The organism is Aeromonas sp. s10, assembly GCF_040907975.1.
GTDB lineage: Bacteria > Pseudomonadota > Gammaproteobacteria > Enterobacterales > Aeromonadaceae > Aeromonas > Aeromonas caviae.
The window spans coordinates 1-14,247 of sequence record NZ_JBFOCV010000050.1 but is presented as its reverse complement, the minus strand read 5'-3'; the positions used below and the strand labels follow the sequence as shown (position 1 = coordinate 14,247).

The 14,247-nt window shown below is 58.2% G+C and carries 18 protein-coding genes and 1 pseudogene; 2 read left to right on the top strand and 17 right to left on the bottom strand.

Annotated elements, in window-relative coordinates:
* The 3 genes and pseudogenes from AB5Y59_RS18155 to AB5Y59_RS18145 form a co-directional block, all read right to left on the bottom strand.
* Positions 1-111: pseudogene (locus AB5Y59_RS18155) on the bottom strand (terminase); the annotation flags it as partial.
* Positions 112-120: 9 nt separating this feature from the next.
* Positions 121-1,152 (bottom strand): phage major capsid protein, P2 family, encoded by a 1,032-nt coding sequence (locus AB5Y59_RS18150; protein ID WP_319884107.1) that lies wholly within the window; start codon positions 1,150-1,152, stop codon positions 121-123.
* A 12-nt stretch (positions 1,153-1,164) separates the two neighbouring features.
* Positions 1,165-1,989 carry a GPO family capsid scaffolding protein gene (locus AB5Y59_RS18145; protein WP_025327448.1) on the bottom strand — a complete coding sequence of 275 codons (825 nt, stop codon included), beginning with the start codon at positions 1,987-1,989 and terminating at the stop codon, positions 1,165-1,167.
* A 149-nt stretch (positions 1,990-2,138) separates the two neighbouring features.
* On the opposite strand from AB5Y59_RS18145, the gene AB5Y59_RS18140 reads away from it, so the two are divergent.
* Together AB5Y59_RS18140 and AB5Y59_RS18135 are read left to right on the top strand one after the other, a co-directional pair.
* A complete protein-coding gene (locus AB5Y59_RS18140) occupies positions 2,139-3,905 on the top strand; it encodes a terminase ATPase subunit family protein (protein WP_319921715.1) in 1,767 nt (588 codons plus the stop codon).
* Positions 3,902-4,945 (top strand): phage portal protein, encoded by a 1,044-nt coding sequence (locus AB5Y59_RS18135; RefSeq protein ID WP_319884110.1) that lies wholly within the window; start codon positions 3,902-3,904, stop codon positions 4,943-4,945. The genes AB5Y59_RS18140 and AB5Y59_RS18135 overlap by 4 nt, the downstream gene beginning before the upstream one ends.
* A 329-nt stretch (positions 4,946-5,274) precedes the next feature.
* Here AB5Y59_RS18135 and AB5Y59_RS18130 read toward each other — a convergent pair whose 3' ends face one another.
* From AB5Y59_RS18130 to AB5Y59_RS18065, 14 genes are all read right to left on the bottom strand, one after another.
* The gene (locus AB5Y59_RS18130; protein ID WP_368212476.1) at positions 5,275-6,402 is read right to left on the bottom strand and encodes a hypothetical protein; all 1,128 of its coding nucleotides are present in this window, start codon (positions 6,400-6,402) and stop codon (positions 5,275-5,277) included.
* 102 nt (positions 6,403-6,504) lie between these two features.
* Positions 6,505-7,137 carry a P22AR C-terminal domain-containing protein gene (locus tag AB5Y59_RS18125; protein WP_368212475.1) on the bottom strand — a complete coding sequence of 211 codons (633 nt, stop codon included), beginning with the start codon at positions 7,135-7,137 and terminating at the stop codon, positions 6,505-6,507.
* A gap of 466 nt (positions 7,138-7,603) precedes the next feature.
* A complete protein-coding gene (locus AB5Y59_RS18120) occupies positions 7,604-8,020 on the bottom strand; it encodes a hypothetical protein (RefSeq protein WP_342040433.1) in 417 nt (138 codons plus the stop codon).
* An 88-nt stretch (positions 8,021-8,108) separates the two neighbouring features.
* Complete coding sequence (locus AB5Y59_RS18115; protein WP_368212474.1) at positions 8,109-8,348, bottom strand: hypothetical protein; 240 nt, start codon at positions 8,346-8,348, stop codon at positions 8,109-8,111.
* Between the two features lie 94 nt (positions 8,349-8,442).
* Entirely contained in the window at positions 8,443-8,766 is a 324-nt protein-coding gene (locus tag AB5Y59_RS18110; protein WP_368212473.1) for a type II toxin-antitoxin system RelE/ParE family toxin, read from the bottom strand.
* Positions 8,741-8,971, bottom strand: a complete 231-nt coding sequence (locus AB5Y59_RS18105) for a hypothetical protein (protein WP_005308760.1) — start codon at positions 8,969-8,971, stop codon at positions 8,741-8,743. Before AB5Y59_RS18105 ends, AB5Y59_RS18110 begins: the two co-directional genes overlap by 26 nt.
* Positions 8,972-9,084: 113 nt before the next feature.
* Positions 9,085-9,438, bottom strand: coding sequence for a hypothetical protein (locus tag AB5Y59_RS18100; protein WP_368212472.1), 354 nt, complete (start codon positions 9,436-9,438; stop codon positions 9,085-9,087).
* Between the two features lies 1 nt (position 9,439).
* The gene (locus AB5Y59_RS18095; protein WP_005308768.1) at positions 9,440-9,652 is read right to left on the bottom strand and encodes a hypothetical protein; all 213 of its coding nucleotides are present in this window, start codon (positions 9,650-9,652) and stop codon (positions 9,440-9,442) included.
* A 14-nt stretch (positions 9,653-9,666) separates the two neighbouring features.
* Entirely contained in the window at positions 9,667-12,051 is a 2,385-nt protein-coding gene (locus AB5Y59_RS18090) for a replication endonuclease (RefSeq protein WP_368212471.1), read from the bottom strand.
* Positions 12,048-13,055 (bottom strand): phosphoadenosine phosphosulfate reductase family protein, encoded by a 1,008-nt coding sequence (locus AB5Y59_RS18085; protein ID WP_368211599.1) that lies wholly within the window; start codon positions 13,053-13,055, stop codon positions 12,048-12,050. Before AB5Y59_RS18085 ends, AB5Y59_RS18090 begins: the two co-directional genes overlap by 4 nt.
* Positions 13,052-13,423, bottom strand: coding sequence for a hypothetical protein (locus tag AB5Y59_RS18080; protein ID WP_368211598.1), 372 nt, complete (start codon positions 13,421-13,423; stop codon positions 13,052-13,054). Before AB5Y59_RS18080 ends, AB5Y59_RS18085 begins: the two co-directional genes overlap by 4 nt.
* Before the next feature lie 68 nt (positions 13,424-13,491).
* Positions 13,492-13,713 carry a hypothetical protein gene (locus AB5Y59_RS18075; protein WP_139392791.1) on the bottom strand — a complete coding sequence of 74 codons (222 nt, stop codon included), beginning with the start codon at positions 13,711-13,713 and terminating at the stop codon, positions 13,492-13,494.
* Positions 13,710-14,027: a hypothetical protein gene (locus tag AB5Y59_RS18070; protein ID WP_319916698.1), complete on the bottom strand. Its 318-nt coding sequence runs from the start codon at positions 14,025-14,027 to the stop codon at positions 13,710-13,712. Before AB5Y59_RS18070 ends, AB5Y59_RS18075 begins: the two co-directional genes overlap by 4 nt.
* Positions 14,020-14,247, bottom strand: a 228-nt coding sequence (locus AB5Y59_RS18065; RefSeq protein ID WP_368212470.1) for a hypothetical protein, incomplete at its 5' end; no start/stop codon positions are given. The genes AB5Y59_RS18065 and AB5Y59_RS18070, both read right to left, overlap by 8 nt.

The window sequence follows — 14,247 nt, the reverse complement described above, 5'->3', positions numbered from 1 at the left end:
CTGCATCAGCTGCAGCTCGTAGGCGTTGGCGCGGGCCTGGTCGAATTGGGGATTGGCCGCCCCTTGCAGGGCGGCCAGTGCTCTTTCGCGGTGGCGGCGGGCGGGAGTCATGTCACCCCCTTACTCGCCAGGGGCCGGATTCGGCCCGATGACGATGTTTTCGACCAGGGCGGCGCAGTCGTAGTCCTCGACCACGTAGGCGTCGTTGGTGCTTTCGTAGTTGACGATGCGGTTGCGCTTGGGCTCGTCGTCGATGTGACGACGGCGGGCGCCGGTCTGCCAGTAGATGGAGAGGTTGCTGAGCTTGGTGATGAGCAGCTTGTCTTCGGGGAAGAAGGGGACGCGCACAGCCTTGAGGCCACCGATTTGCTTCTGGCTCACCAGCACCTGACCAGCCAGTTTGTTCTGGTTGTCGCCCGCATCGTTGATGATGGGGAAGTATTTGTCGGAGAGCATCTTGCGGCCACAGATGACCACCAGGTCGGTATCGTCCTGATACCAGGGTTTGATCAGCTCGTTCACAACGTCGTATACCAGGGCGTCGATGTTTTTGTAATCGCCGTCGGTGGCATCGACGTAAATCTTGCCGCTGCCCTCGGTTCCTTCGCTCATGACCTGGGCCGGGGCGTCGGTGCGGATGTGTTGCAGCCAGCCGATGTTGACGTCTTGCAGCAGGGGGTTGGCGTTGCGGTCGGTGTCGGCGGCGGCGCTGGTGCCATGCCAGCCAATCATGATGCGGTCCAGCCCCTGACGGGTGAGGATGGCGTCACGGACACGGGTCTGGAAGTCGGGGAACTTGGCCCAGGCGTCGATCTGGCCGTAGCCAATCTGGGTGTCGAAGTTGGTCTGGGCGCATTCGTAGCTCTGGTCGTAGAGACCGTGCGGGCTGTTGGGCTGGCGGTCTTTGGTGTCGGTGTTGGTGCGACCGGCGATGGTGCTGGTGATGCCGATACCGACCTTTTGGCCTTTCATCTCATCGACAGGGGTGACGTTGATCATGCCGAGGAAGGCGACCGACTCCTGCATTTTGGTTTCCAGGGTCTGCTGGACGCTGGGCTGCACGTTGAACTGCACCATGGCGCTGGTGATAGCGTTGAGTTTGGCCACCTGGTTGGTGAACTCGTTGAACTTCTGGCGGGTTTCGTTACGCATTGGGCATGGTCCTTAGCAGTCGGTTTGAATGGAGGCGCTATCGCCACCGGTGGCGGGCGGGCGTTGCTGGTTGAACGCTTCCTGGCCCTCCAGCTTGGCGGTGAGGTCGGCCAGCGCCTTGGCGGTGGCGTCCTGCTTGTTGGTCAGCTCGGTGAGGGTCTGGGCCTGCTCGGTGAACTTCTTCTGCAGGTCGGCATCGAGGGTGGTGACCTCTTTCGCGACGGTCTCGACGGCCTGGTGCACATCGCTGAAATCGGCGGTGGATTGCTTCTTGTGGCTGGAGAACAGCGCGGTGATGCGCTCGGCCAGGGAGGGGCCTTTCTCCTGTTCACTTTCGAATTCGATGACGGTTTCCAGCGCTTCGGTGAACAGGCACTCCTTGTGCTGCTTGCGGGAGGCCAACGGCGACTTGTCGCCTGCACCTGCGCAGAACTGGAGCATGTCGGTCCCCAGGCTGGCGGGGGAGTCGGTGATCGCCAGCCCCATCAGGTAGGCGCCCTTTTCGTTCAGGTTGGGGTGGATCTCGACCGAGGTGAACACCTTCTGGCGCTTCTTGTTCAGCTCGACCAGCTCCGGGGTCGGGTCAATCTGCACGAACAGGGCCAGGCGCTGCTCGCCTTCGATGGTGACCTCTTCGGTCTTGGCGGCGGTGATGTCGCCGTACATCTTGAACAGGCCGTTGGGGTCAATGCCCCGGATGTGCTCCATATTGACCCGGGCGCCGTAGGTGGACTGGTTGTAGCGCTGGGCCATCTGTTCAAGCCATTCGCGGGTGATGGCGCGGCCATCGGTTGTGCCCCCTTCTACGGCAACACGGAAAAATTTGGACTTTGCCATGGGCTGGGATCCCTTTGGTGATTGGGTGGTGATGTCGCGGTTATGGTCTGGGTGAGCGGCGGGATCGTGCAATCGGCGGCCAGTGTGTGCGGCGCTGGCACATTGGCGCGGGGGCGTTTGGAGCAGTAGCGGCTGGGTAGACTGGCGCCATGACAGCACCCTTACTCTTCCCCCATATCGAACCCCGCAGGCAGGCCATGCACCTGTACTTTCAGGGGTACAAGATCCGAGCCATTGCGGAGCTGCTGGCGACCCCCGAGGGGACGGTCGGCACCTGGAAATCCCGCGACGGCTGGGATGACATCAAACCCATTGACCGGGTCGACTTCGCCATCGAGGCGCGGATGTGCCAGCTAATCGCCAAGGAGGTGAAAACCGGCGGCGATTTCAAGGAGATTGACCTGCTGGGCAGGCAGTTGGAGCGCATCGCCCGGGTCAACAAATACAGCAAGGGCGGCAACGAGGCCGACCTCAACCCCAAGGTGGCGAACCGCAACAGGGGGCCGAAGAAGGCCCCCGAGCGCAACGTGGTTGAGCCCGAACAGCAGGAGCGGCTGATCGAGCGCTTCGAGTCCACCATGTTCGATTACCAGCGGGTCTGGTATGAGGCGGGCAAGCAGCACCGGCGGCGCAACCTGCTCAAATCGCGCCAGATTGGGGCGACCTACTTCTTTGCCTTCGAGGCCTTCATCGACGCCCTGGTCACCGGGCGCAACCAGATTTTCCTGTCGGCCAGCAAATCACAGGCCCACATCTTCAAGCAGTACATCATCCAGTTTGCCAACGCAGAAGGGGTGGAGCTCAAGGGCGACCCCATGGTGCTGCCGAACGGGGCGCACCTCTACTTCCTCGGCACCAACGCCCGCACCGCCCAGGGCTACCATGGCAACATCTACATGGACGAATACTTCTGGATCCATGGCTTTGCGGATTTTCGCAACGTGGCCAGCGGGATGGCGATGCACAAAAAGTGGCGTCAGACCTACTTCTCCACCCCCTCCAGCCTCTCCCATCCGGCATACAAATTCTGGTCGGGTGAGGAGTTCAACAAGGGCAGACCCAAGGCCGACCAGATCAAGTTTGACTTGAGCCACGCCCACCTGACCGGCGGCAAGCTCGGTGGCGATGGTCAATGGCGCCAGATCGTCACGGTGGAAGATGCGGTGCGCGGCGGCTGCGACCTGTTCGACATGGCCCAATTGCACAGTGAGTATTCTGAGGAGCGCTTCCGCAACCTGCTGATGTGCGAGTTCATGGACGACACCTCGAGCGTTTTCCCGCTCGCCACCCTGCAGCGCTGCATGGTCGACAGTTGGGAGCTGTGGGACGACTACAAACCCTTTGCCCTGCGCCCCCTGGGCAACCGTTCGGTGTGGATCGGCTATGACCCGGCCAAGGGCGGGCAGGGCGATAGCGCAGGCTGCGCCGTGCTGGCCCCGCCGGCGGTACCGGGCGGCAAGTTCCGGGTGCTGGAGCGCCACCGCTGGAGCGGGATGGACTTCGACGCCCAGGCGCGGGCCATCAAGGCCATGTGCGAGCGCTACAACGTCGGCTACATCGGCATCGACACCACCGGGATCGGGGAGGGGGTTTACCAGTTGGTGAAGCAGTTCTACCCGGCAGTGACCGCCATCCAGTACAACCCGAGCGTGAAAATCCAGATGGTGATGAAGGCCCAGGATGTGATGAACAAGGGGCGGCTGGAGTTTGACAGCGGGATGACCGATCTGGCCCAGGCGTTCATGAGCATCCGCCGCGCCGTGACCGCGGGCGGCAAGCTGCCGACCTTTGAGGCGAGCCGCTCCGACGAAACCAGCCACGCCGACATTGCCTGGGCAACCATGCAAGCCCTGTTACATGAGCCGCTGGCAGGTGCCACCGGTGCCAATACCAGCATGATGGAGATTTTCTCATGAGAAAGCGCCGCCCACAGCGCCATACCTCGCCGATGACGGCGACCCAGAAACCCGGCGCGGCCATCGAGGCGTTCAGCTTTGGCGAGCCGGTGCCCGTCTTATCGCAACGGGAAGTGTTCGACTACCTGGAGGCCATGCACAACGGCCGCTGGTACGAGCCGCCCCTTTCTCTCAATGGCTTGTCACGGGTCTATCGGGCCGGAGTGCATCACGCCTCGGCCATCCAGGTGAAGCGCAATATCCTGCGCTCCTGCTTCATCCCGCACCCGAAATTGAGCCTGGCCGCCTTCACCGGCTTGGTGCTGGACTACCTCATCTTCGGCAACGGCTACCTGCAGGCGGTGCAGAACCGGCTCGGCGGGGTGCTGCGCTATGACCACCTGCGCGCCAAGTACACCCGGCGCGCGCTGGATCTCAACCAGTATTGGTGGATTGCCCAACCCGGCCAGGAGCAGGCGTTGCCCGCAGGCCGGGTGGGCCATGTGATGGAGGCGGACATCAACCAGGAGATCTACGGCATCCCCGACTATGTCGGCGGGCTCAACTCCACCCTGCTCAACGAGTCGGCCACCCTGTTCCGCCGCCGCTACTACGAGAACGGCAGCCACGCGGGCTTCATCATGCACATCACAGACCCAACGCAGAATGAGCAGGACATCAAGGACCTTAAAGAAGCCCTGCGCCAGAGCAAGGGCCCTGGCAACTTCCGCAACCTCTTGCTCTACACCCCTGGCGGCAGCAAGGACGGGGTCAAGCTGATCCCGGTGGCCGAGGTGGCCGCCAAGGATGACTTCCTCAGCATCAAGAACGTGAGCCGGGATGACCAGCTCGCCAGCCACCGGGTACCGCCCCAGTTGATGGGAGTCATGCCCAACAGCACCGGCGGCTTTGGCGATGTGACCAAGGCCGCCCAGGTGTTCGACATCAACGAGATAGACAGCATCAAGGCCAGCCTGCTGGCGCTCAATGACTGGGCGGGGGAGGAGGTGATCCGGTTCAATCCCTACCGACTGTCAGATCTGACAGGGCAGGCGGCATAGGCGAGGCTAGAGTTACACCGAGCACCTGGAGTCTGTGTGTGTTCATAGCGTCATGAAAGCCCCCTCACCGAGGGGGCTTTGTTTTGCCTGGCGTTCAGCGCCCTGACGCCCCGGGGCGGCGGCCCCTCAGCACCCAGCGCGCGCAGTCAAGACCCCGCCTCGCCTGCCCGCTTTATGTGTGGAAAATCATGCGGGTGAACGATTGGGGGAGGGGAACGGCTCCCCGCGCCAGCGCTGGCCGCGCGGAGGATAGCGGATCCTTTTTGCGATCCTTCACTTTCCGTCAGATCCTTTCGTTTTTGATGTGCATCTATTGATTGGTTTGATTTTTATTCAATGAGTGCATCATTCATTTCATTGGTAAGTGCAATTGCATTTTTAAATATGGCGTTAGTCTTTTTATATTCACCCTTACGTCTCAGAAATTGTATAAACTCATTTATCACAGCCAATCTTTCTTGTGATGAAATAAATGTTGACCCTTCTTTGGTTATAAATCCCTTGTCTATTAGTGCATTGGTGATGTTTTGTTCTATCAAAAGCAGATTATTTTTATTCACACCATAGATATGCAAGCCATAGTTAATATTCTCATTTGGATTGCTTATTCGTTGATATGCATACCTTAGTGCGCTTTCGTTTCCATCAACATATAGTTCAAAAAAGTAATGGTCACTTTCTGTAATTCGTGCATTGTCAAACTCCCTAAATATTTTAACGAGTTTCTTTCTTTTTGCCTTGGATCTAGCATCGTTTATAGACGAAACAAAAAGTGCCACTAGAATAATCATGGCAATAAACACTATTCCGTAGACAATAACTCTGGTTATATTTTTTATAACGCCACCACCAAAAGTGGTATCGAAAAATGAGCGCTCATCTACAAAATTATCTCCAGACACCACATTTATACTGCGAATGCCAGCGATCTTTCCAGTGCTCTGTAGCTGAGGTGAGACACCTATAGAATGCAGAACAAGAACTTTAATTTCAAAGTATTCATTGCTTTCTAATATTACATTTGAAAATTCAATCGAGTTTTTATTTTGAAGCATCTCGAGATTTTTTTCTAAATATTCGTTGCTAGCCGAAATTAGCAATGGCTTTTCGGCTATTTCACCATTTTCAATCTTAAAGCCAAGCGGGTCTTTTGGGTCATAAAAATTTGGAAGTATTGAGCTCTCCCCAGTATTAATAACTTTGAATGTGATTATTTTTAGGTCTTTTTTATCTTGGCTTAGGCTATTCCCTCGATATAAAACATCAAGATTCCCCACCTCTTCCTTTATGTCAAGAACGCCTGAGTTTGATAAAATAGTGTAATTTAAGTCTGGTTTGTCATCCTTAAAAAATCCTAGGTAAATAGTAATCCCACCAAATATCACAGCTAACACAAACCCCAAAAATGACCATGCAAACTTTTGGTCCATTGATTTCAAAGTATTCAATATTGTCATCACTAATGCCTTTAGCTTCAATTGATATGTATTCTGATAATTTCAGATAATATCCCACTCAAGTGAATCCGGTCACGCACCTTAGTGCGTGACCGGTCACATTTACCAACTTTTTGGCATCGGCAGTCGGTGCAGGTGGGGGATCAACCTGTTCCAGTCGCGGTTGCCGTGGGTGGCGCTCTGAATATGGCGGGTCTTGTCGGCCAGGATGCGCTGGGCGGCGGCCAGGGTCATCGGGTATTCGTGAATGATGGAGTAGTAGGTGCCGGCTTCACGGTGTTCGGCGACATCAAGCAGGGGATAGATGCGTCGGGCGGCCCCCATCATGTAATCGGCGGCGCGCCAGAGCCAGGCGAGCGAGTGCAGTTCGTCATCGGTCAGCACGGTGAGTGGCTGTGGATGGGCTGCGGTTTCGCGGTCCAGCACATCGAGCACCCAGCGGCGAAACTCTTTGGCCAGTGCGGTGCGGGAGAACATGGCGATCAGATGGGCGCCGCGCAGGGAGAAGATCCGCACCTCTTTCTCGCTGCTGCCATTGCCGAACCCCTTGACGGTCAATTTGACCGTCAAGGTCATGGAGGGGGTAAATTCGTCCGCATTACGGCGATAGATGCGGCTCACGGCATCATCGCTGGCATAGCCAAGGGCTTGGGCGATTTGTGGTGCGGTCAGCCAGGGTTGGCCGTGATGGGGGATAACAGTGAACTGGGTGTCATGGAAGCGGATGCTGTTCATTGTGGTGTCTCCAAACGTCGTTGGGTAACGCCACCGATGACGCCAATCATCTGGTGACGAACTGAACGAGGTTGGCGTACCGGCCACAATGAACCCGGCGCCCCGAAGGGCCCCCGCCCAGCCCGTCATAACTGACAGATGTAACTGGGTTGCACAAAAAAACACGCGAGAGCGTGTTGTGCTCATTGTGGAAGTTCGGGACGCCAATCCCGGCAACGGATTTTGCCGTTGCCCGCGCAGTATCGCGCAACAGCGCGACACCAATCAACCCCAATAGTCCCTGATGCTCCCTTTTTGTCCCTTTCCGGCCCTCTGCGGCCCGCATCAGCGCTTATCAGGAAAAATCGGCGCCATCACCCCGCCCAGCAGCACAACACCGCCGGCAGGGTACCGGTTCTACACAGGGAAGGGGACGTTAGTTTCGGCAGGAAACATACACAGGGCGTATTGGGCCCTGTGTAGAGGTCTATCTAAACAGGAGATCGCCGTAAGCCCACACGAGGGTTCCGCATACCATCAAAAAGACGGACAGTTTATCTTTGGTACTTTTAGCTGTGACGATTTCGTGAAGACGAATGACAAACTGGCGTGTTGCCCTGTTTTCTTTAAGCGAATCGGACATCAAGCTGCCTTTGCCAGCTTCGAGGCGATCTGCCTGTGTTTCTCCTTTCATTTCACTATCAAAAGCTTGCTTCCATGTGCTGACGAGCTTGCTGTATTGCAACCAAACGCCAGCAAGGGTTATCAGGGCGCCTGAACGTTGGAACCAGAATTTATCGTTAGGGAATACTATGTCTACACCGAGCGAAACTGCAGCGATGATGAACATCAGTGCAAGCCCGCAGATTGAGCGCCACTCTTTGCGAATGCTATCCAGAGACATCGATTCTTTCCTGATTAAAATTATCTTTTATTACAGATGGATATGGTGCAAGCCAGTATCTGGTGGCGGTTGATACCCTCGAGGTATCTCAGGCTTTCTTGGCGTCAGCATCCAGGGTATCTGCATACTGACGCAGAGCTTTGGCAATGCTGGCTTTGTCGCCATAGATAATGCCATTGCTCTCATGCACTTCATGGAGCAAGAACATAGCGCCCTTATGAGCCATTTCCATAGCATTCTGACCAGTGCTTGCGCGCTCTCGAATGCTGGCTGCAACCTCACGCAGCTTGTCGTATGTGTTAAGGTTCATTTTCAGTGCCTCCAGCATATGTCATTGATTAGTTTGAAAAATCATTCCTAGCATATCAGGCGGGTCAGGTGAGGTCACTGTAAAAAATGGGCCCGAGAGGGCCCATTTAAGGTCAGTCGATCAGTTTCAAATCGGCCTTGCGACGCTCTTTCAGCGCGTCATAGAAGTTCTCATGGGGGCCGACGCTCAGCAGATAGAGCTGCAGTTCTGCGCCTTTCCAGGAGTAGCCCAGCAACACCAACTGCCCTTTGAGCTTGAACTTGTGCACTCGCAGGTACGACAAGTCCCCCTTCTTCTGTTCGCCGATCTCAGGGTCATCGATGACCCGCTCGATCTCGTCTTCCACTACTTTCAGGTCATTCGCAGAGAGCTTTTTGAGCTGTTTGGTAAAAAGGTTTGACTCAAAAACCTCAATCTCGTTTTGTTCTTCTGACATAGCGGGTTACTTGCCCTTCTTTGACTTGCTCTGCGGCGAGCATCACGTCTTTGATAAAGCTAAAAGGCAGGTCCGGGTTGTCTTCGACCATACGGCCGATCTTGGACCAGTACTCAATCTGCTTCGGCAAAGAGCGATGTGCGGCAGACGCGTGGATCTTCACGTCGGCGATGAAGTCATCGTCTAAGCGTACTGTTTGAGCCATGCTGATCTCCTGCTTTTTTGACTAAACGGGTCTGGCGGAACCCTTGATGTCCAACTTCGTTGGTCAAGTAGGATTTTAGCAACAAATTGTTGCATGTAAAGACAAGTTGTCCTTTATCTTTCGTGCTGCCTTCTGGCAAACGCCCCCTGCCGAGTCCGAGTTGCCTTCCAAACCTGCTTGGGTGTTGGGCCGGCAGGCAGCACCCGCTTTGCCTTCTTGGGTGGGGTGATGGTGTCTATCTCACCCTGGTAGAACGGGAACCAAGCATCCTCGAACCGGATGACCCGCTCCATGCGGTCGAGCAGCAGATCGCAGAGATAGCGGTCGGCTGCCGGCAGGCTGTCGAGTTCGTGGGTAATGGCGGCACGACCTGCCGATCCCGGCGGGTATTGCTGGATGATGGGCCAGAGCCGCTGGCAGAGCGGCAGCAGGCGCTCCACGTTGGCGCGGGGGATGATGTCCTGCACGTTATTCCCCCTCTGCATAAGGCGACCATGTTTCTCTTGGTTCCTCTGGCTTTGGAAATTCGTATTCGTCTGGATTGAAGGTGGGGTTAAGCCATTCGCGGGCCCCAGGGTTGGCCTTGTCGTAGTGGCAGCCTTCGGCAATCCACAGCTTTTTTCCTGTGGTTTTGCACACAATGGTGCCTGTCCAGAGCATGTAGGCTGGTTTCTTCTTCATACACACCTCCTTAGTTAAAGGCCCCTGCGTTGACGGGCCGCTGCGATTTCTGCTTCATGGCGCTTGTTGTCTGCTTTCAGCCAGTCGACGCGGGCCTGCTCCTGTTCGGTGGGCTGGTAACTGGCCCGGTCCTCTTCGTCATCCAGCAGGCGGGTGAAGATGGCGATCGCCTCTTCGGCCTGCGCCAGCGGCAGGGCGGCCAGCCATTCGGTGACGCTGCCGCCTGAGTGCATCAGCTCGTGGGCCTGCTGTTTCAGCGTATCGCTGCTGGCTGCCCGCTTGCTGGCCTGCTCGGCCTCGGCCTCGGCGGTCAGCTGGTCGGCCACGGCATCGCCGGCACCCGGCCAGTTGCGGCTCACAATCAGCCGATCGCCGACCAGTCGCACATATTGGCCGTCGGCGTGGATGATGCTGCCGTGCAGCAGCAGGGCGGCGTTGCTTTCATCAAGACCCATTCGGCCCAGCTCTTTAGCCAGAGCGGATCCTTTCACCCCCGATTTGGATCCTTTCGTACAGTTATTGACAGAACTCCGAGGGGGGCGGCTGCCGCCGCCTGAGGGCAACTCGCTGCGCTCGCTCACTGCAGGCTCGCGCTGCTCGCCCAAACCCGACCCGTTGACCCCCTTGCGCACTATCTGCCAACCCTCGGTGCGGGTGATGGCGGTGGTCTGGCCGATGTCGGTAATCACCCCCATCAGGCGCAGCACATCCTCGCCATACTTGTTGGCGGCTTCATCGAGGCGCTTGGAGAGGCGGATCAGGTGCTCTTTGCGGGGCAGGTCAATGCCGCCCATGGCGTCGATAAAGTCGCCCCAGCGGTTGTTGTCGGCTGCGGTGCGGGCGGCTTCCAAAATGCAATCCCACTCGATCACCTCGTCACCCAGTCGGCGCAGCTCGCGCCACACGCTCACAGCAGGGCCGCCAATCTGCTGAAACTGGCGGATACGCCAGCAGCTCGCCCAGGCCGCCACCGCGATGGTGGTGTGGTCGACCGGTGCCTCTGCCTCGTAGTCCATCCCGACCTTGTGGCCGTCGATGTTCTTGGCGATGTATTTGGCGATATACCCGGTGGCGCTGCCCTTGGTCGGGTCGATCTCCTTCCAGTTCACCCGTGGGTTGATGGCCTTGACCACCGCCGGGCTGTTCACATCGAGCAGCCACTTGATGCGCGGCATCTTGTTGCGGATTTTCATCTCGGCCAGCGCATCGAGCTGGTCGCCGTTGGGCATCTTGAGCTCGGCCCGTTCGGCGGCGGTGAAGTGGTAGGCGAGCAGGGTCAGAAAGTCGCGTTGGTGCTCGGGGTTGATAAACAGCAGGCAATGCCAGTGTGGGGTTCCGTCGTGGTGCGGCTCCACCACCCGAAAACCGAAGGCCATGATCCCCTCGCGGGCCAAGGCGGCCCGAAAGCGGGCCCACTGTTTGCACAGCAGGCGGTTGGTCTCGGTCGGGCAGGCGCCGTTGAACTTCTCGTTCTGGTAGGTCTTCGCCTTGTCTTTGCTGCCCTGGCGCCAGGCGTGATAGCTGGAGGGGGCAGTCAGGGTCAGGAACAGACCCAACTTGCCCTGATCCTGCGCCATGTCCTCAAAGCCGCGCATGCGCACCATCAGCTCATGACGGCGGATCTCGGGGTTGGCGACCGAGCCCATCACCGCATCAACCAGGTCAATCTCTTGCCCCAGCTCCTCATTGACGGCGCTCATGCCTGCCATCCAGGCTTGCTGGGCTGCTTTACGCTGGGTGAACTCACGCACTGCGTGCGCACTGGCGTAGGGGCTGACCCCCTTGCGCACCTGGCCGGTGAGGATGGCAATCAGCTCGCAGTAGATGGCCCAGGCGCGGTTGATCTTGCGCAGCCACCACGACTCGTCGAGCAGGCGCACCAGCAGGCTGGCGGCGGCCCCTTCGAACTTGTCCACCTCGTCGGCCAGGTCGTCCCGCTCTTCTTGGCTCAGGGGGCGACCCAACAGGCGCTCCACCTTGGTGCGTGGGTGAACCGGCAGGGTGGGGCAGAAGTGCCACGCCTTGGCCTGGGCCCCGATATCGGCCAGCAGCTCCGTGGCGGTGCGCTCATGGCCCGCCGCCGCCAGCAGTTGCTGGCAGCGACGGGCCCACTCGGCGGCAACCAGCTCGCGGCGCACATCGTTGCGCAGGTCGATCACCGGTACCGGGAACCGGCTCTGTGCGGCGGCGCAGGTATCGACCATGCGGCGCAGCCAGATGTTGGCGGTCTTGGAGTTGGCCGGGTAGCGGCGCAGGAAGGTCGCGGCCAGCGGCTTGGCAACGTGCCACTCGATGCGGGCAAGTTGCTCGGCCGCCCCGGCCATATTGATGGCGTGGTGCCCGACCAGGTAGTGCTGTGGGAGCTGGATGCCGTGCAGGTTGGTGATGGAGTCGATCATGCGACATCCCCTTGTCGGGTGTCAGTACCGCTACGATCAACAACTGGGTTGTCGCAAAGTCCATAAGCGCTGGAGCAACCAACGTCAGGAGCAAGGCGGGCGAACATATCAAACGTCTTTCCACCCCTGCCAGTCATCGACCAGTCAACCACTCGATTGATGTTCAGCAGATCCTGAGCCTCTTCATGCGTCATCATCTCGACTGACTGACTGCCACCCGCGACACGCGGGCCATAGAAGCTGGATGCCCCGCGCTTGCTGGCCATGCTCACCAGTCGTTCCCACTCTGCGACGCGCTCGATCTCTTCCGGCCAGCGGTTAGCAATTTCACGCAGCTCGTCTTTCCGGCACATGATGCAAGGCATGCAGCCAACACGGCTCAAGCCCTGCTCATAGAGGGGGTTCCATTTCACACCATGCTTGCGGTGAAACTCGAAAACATCCTGCGCAGTCCAGGTAAGGATCGGGCGGTAGTTGATCAGGCCATCACGCACCTCATCTTTCTCAGGCAGTTTTGAGCGCGATGTTGACTCATCTGCGCGCACACCTTGCCAGCTCCATACCTCATCTGTTTCATGGTCTTCCAGCAGAGGGAATAGCACTTGCTGTTGCATTGGGTTGCGCTTCAGTTCTTCGGTGCAGAACCGAGCCATGGCGCTGGGGAAGCGCCCTTTGAGTAGGCAAAGGTCAAGGAATGGTATCCCTGTTGGGGTCAGGACTTCACTGGCTCGTTTGATGAACTCCGCTGGCACTCCTTCAGAGCGCCACTTCGTCATCACAGTGACCAGTTTCCTCCCGAGCTGAATAGAAAAATCCGGCTTGATCCTTCGAATGGCAATGCCTAGCCGTATCTCTAAATAGTTCAGGTAGGCATAGACTTCTGGGTGCTCATGACCGGTATCGCAGAAAACTGCTTGCAGGTTCTCGACGTTCCGCTCGATTGCCAGCAGAAGAGTGGCAGTGGAGTCTTTGCCGCCGGAAACAGAAATAATGTTGTGGTTCATTTACACACCCCGCACTTGCCGTTCACATACTCGTTGGGTTGCAGGTAGCGGCCGCAGGTGGAGCAGGTCGGTACCATGTCCAGGGTGGCGAGCCGATCAGACCAGCAGGTGGCCTCGCAGAAAAACAGGCTGGTGAGCCGGTTACCGCCCAGGATGACCGGGCGCACATGGCTGAACTCGCCGCAGCAACTGCAGCGCATCGAGGGGCGGGCGTTGGCCGGGACGGTCTTCAGCACGGTTTCACTGGCGGCGCGGGCCAGTGGCCAGCAGGTTTCGACACAGTAGGGGTAAGAGCGGCGACCGTGTCGGCCCGCTACCGGTAGACAAACCGCCATCTGGCGGCACTTGGTGCATGGCTCAAGCGTCACGATATGGCTGTTTGCAGGGCGCACGACGCCCAAAGCCGGGGCAAGCCCGGCTGGTTTCTGGTGAGTCATTAGATGGCGCCTCCGGTGTAGAGAGACTGGATATTGCTCGATGCCTGACGGGCAGCCTGACGAGCTTGGCGGCACAAGGTCAGATGGGTTCTGGCCGGCGTGCGCTGGCCATGGGGACCATCTGCGCGCAGCTCGACTAGGTCAAGCTGCAGGCCGTGCAGGCGCGCCTCGGCGTTCAGCATTTTGTCGACCCACTGGTCGATCTGCTGTTGGTGGCTCATTTGATGGTCTCCCCCAGTCCATGGAGTGGCTCGCACTCGGCCCACCACTCGGCGATCTCTGTGGCCAGCGCGACTTCACCGCCACCCAGCGCCAGCCAATAAACTGCGCGGATGGCGCCAAGTGCCAGCAGCTCCTGGGCGATGTTGCGGTTTCGGCGGGCATCACTGCCCGAGGTGTTGAACTCCTCCTGCGCTGCTTCCCAGTGCTTGGTCAGTGGGCTGACCGGTGCTGGCGGCTGCATATGGGCGGGTCCAGATTCGGCGCCACCCAGCTCGTCGACCGGCGGCTCCAGTTCGAACAGGTCATCATGCATGTCGGCCCCCTTTGGTGTTCAGATTCAGCCAGAGCGAGCGCCAGGCATGTGCATTGGCGGCATGGTGCTGTGCCGCGATGTCGTCGGAGCGAGTCATATTGCGGCGCCGTGCCAGTCTGGCCAGATGCCAATGGCACTCCTTCACATTGCGTAGTGCGTTCGAAATCGCTACATTGCGCATATCAGTTACCTCAGTTGCTGATGGAAACCCCGCTGGTGC

What these genes read in the sequence shown, in the direction of transcription:
- AB5Y59_RS18150 (WP_319884107.1), bottom strand. Translation starts at nt 1,152, where the DNA reads ATGCGTAACGAAACCCGCCAGAAGTTCAACGAGTTCACCAACCAGGTG.
- AB5Y59_RS18145 (WP_025327448.1), bottom strand. Translation starts at nt 1,989, where the DNA reads ATGGCAAAGTCCAAATTTTTCCGTGTTGCCGTAGAAGGGGGCACAACC.
- AB5Y59_RS18140 (WP_319921715.1), top strand. Translation starts at nt 2,139, where the DNA reads ATGACAGCACCCTTACTCTTCCCCCATATCGAACCCCGCAGGCAGGCC.
- AB5Y59_RS18135 (WP_319884110.1), top strand. Translation starts at nt 3,902, where the DNA reads ATGAGAAAGCGCCGCCCACAGCGCCATACCTCGCCGATGACGGCGACC.
- AB5Y59_RS18130 (WP_368212476.1), bottom strand. Translation starts at nt 6,402, where the DNA reads ATGACAATATTGAATACTTTGAAATCAATGGACCAAAAGTTTGCATGG.
- AB5Y59_RS18125 (WP_368212475.1), bottom strand. Translation starts at nt 7,137, where the DNA reads ATGAACAGCATCCGCTTCCATGACACCCAGTTCACTGTTATCCCCCAT.
- AB5Y59_RS18120 (WP_342040433.1), bottom strand. Translation starts at nt 8,020, where the DNA reads ATGTCTCTGGATAGCATTCGCAAAGAGTGGCGCTCAATCTGCGGGCTT.
- AB5Y59_RS18115 (WP_368212474.1), bottom strand. Translation starts at nt 8,348, where the DNA reads ATGCTGGAGGCACTGAAAATGAACCTTAACACATACGACAAGCTGCGT.
- AB5Y59_RS18110 (WP_368212473.1), bottom strand. Translation starts at nt 8,766, where the DNA reads ATGTCAGAAGAACAAAACGAGATTGAGGTTTTTGAGTCAAACCTTTTT.
- AB5Y59_RS18105 (WP_005308760.1), bottom strand. Translation starts at nt 8,971, where the DNA reads ATGGCTCAAACAGTACGCTTAGACGATGACTTCATCGCCGACGTGAAG.
- AB5Y59_RS18095 (WP_005308768.1), bottom strand. Translation starts at nt 9,652, where the DNA reads ATGAAGAAGAAACCAGCCTACATGCTCTGGACAGGCACCATTGTGTGC.
- AB5Y59_RS18090 (WP_368212471.1), bottom strand. Translation starts at nt 12,051, where the DNA reads ATGATCGACTCCATCACCAACCTGCACGGCATCCAGCTCCCACAGCAC.
- AB5Y59_RS18085 (WP_368211599.1), bottom strand. Translation starts at nt 13,055, where the DNA reads ATGAACCACAACATTATTTCTGTTTCCGGCGGCAAAGACTCCACTGCC.
- AB5Y59_RS18075 (WP_139392791.1), bottom strand. Translation starts at nt 13,713, where the DNA reads ATGAGCCACCAACAGCAGATCGACCAGTGGGTCGACAAAATGCTGAAC.
- AB5Y59_RS18070 (WP_319916698.1), bottom strand. Translation starts at nt 14,027, where the DNA reads ATGCATGATGACCTGTTCGAACTGGAGCCGCCGGTCGACGAGCTGGGT.